The sequence below is a fragment of the Lyngbya aestuarii BL J genome (genome assembly GCF_000478195.2).
Classification (GTDB): Bacteria; Cyanobacteriota; Cyanobacteriia; order Cyanobacteriales; family Microcoleaceae; genus Capilliphycus; species Capilliphycus aestuarii.
On the sequence record NZ_AUZM01000194.1, the window covers coordinates 1 to 1,582 of the forward strand.

A 1,582-nucleotide genomic window follows, 5' to 3' on the forward strand; every position below is an offset into this window, starting at 1 on the left:
AAACTCCAACGGGGGGGTTTTGAAACGGTTTCAATGTTTCCTTGACAAGCTTCTATATCCCGTTTAAATTTGGCTAAAATTCCCCCAGGAAGTCCCAAGGTTGCGGTGTTGTAAAGTCGGTTAAATTCCCGGTTAAAATGGGCGGCGACGGCGGAATTTTTAATCACAATTAAGGTTTCGTCGTTGGTTGTATTCGCCGCTTCCGTCCAGTTTTGAGAACCCGAAATTACAACTTGATTATCAACAATTCCAAACTTATGATGTAACTTATCACCGGGGGATAAATTGGGAACGCCAACGGTAGAAATAGGTTGTTTCCAGGGACGATTTTTGGCTTCATATTTGCAGTTACTCACCGCCGCAACTCCCATCATATCCAACATTTCGCTATAATTACGATAGGCAAAACCTGGATCAATAATTCCTTGTAAAGTTATTGAACGTTGAACCGTTGTTTCCATAACATCAACTAACCTTTGATCAGAAAAAACAAACAACGCAAAATCGATTGATTCCTGGGCTTGAGTTAAGGTTTTAGCAATCAAACCATTAACACTATTTTCCCAAGTTTGACTGCGAGTAGTGGGTGCAAATTGAACGAAAACGGGTGTATTTCCGACAGTAATATTCTCAACCCTTCGATCAGGTTTTTTCGTCCCAAATAGACTATCCGGTTCACCTCCGGGGCCATCTCCCCACATGAGGTTAAATTCTTGAGTAAATAAACGGGCGAGTTGTGAACTTTCTATTTTTAATAAATTATTGGCATTTCCCCGACTTTCCGGTTCATCTAAGTCGCCGTGAGTTCCACTGAGGGTAAAATTAGCCGAAGTCACAATTACCGTTTTCCCGTCAACAATCACAAATTTATGGTGCATTAAACCGCTACCTTTTGAACCATCTGCGGTATCATCAATCAGAGGAATTTTAGTATTATTCAGAATCACTAAAGCATCTCGTTGATTGATTTCTTCTGTCGAGAGTTGACCATCTTGATTAATATCAATTAATTGAACTGCTTCTAAATAGCGATCGCGTTCTTGTTGGGAGAGTTGAGCGACTTCATTTTCGCTTAAAAAACTCCAAGGACGACTGTAACTATTTTCGAGAATTATTCTAACTTTAACCCCCGCTTGATGTCGGTTAGCAAGAACTTCGGCAATTTTCGGTAAACGCAATTCTTGAACCGCCACATCAACGCTAGAATTTGCCGTTTTAATGCTATCTATGATAATTTGTTCGAGATCGTCTCCGAAGCGAGTTTGTTGGCGGTAGGGTTCAGTATAAACAGAAGCTTGAGACTGATTAAAATAAGCTTGAATTAGGGGTTCTTGGGGTAAAGTCTCTCGCAGCGGTTGAAGTGTCGATTGAGATGGTTTTTTATCCAGCAATAAACGACCTAAAAAAAGTAAAGCCAACAGAATCGCTAAACTAATTAGAAGCCGTTTTTTTTTGAGTAAATGCACGGGTTAATCAGGTGAGTGAGGATTGATAATAATTATTTTAGCGAGGCGTCAACGATCTAAAGATAGATAGTTATTGACATTGATAAATTCTCTGATGAAGATTTATTCTGTCCGGC

1 protein-coding gene is annotated in these 1,582 nt (G+C 39.8%); it reads right to left on the reverse strand.

Annotated features, from left to right (window positions below; genetic code table 11):
• On the reverse strand, nucleotides 1-1,466 hold a 1,466-nt coding region (locus M595_RS27440), incomplete at its 3' end, for a phospholipase D-like domain-containing protein (RefSeq protein ID WP_023069839.1).
• Nucleotides 1,467-1,582 lie beyond the last annotated feature (116 nt).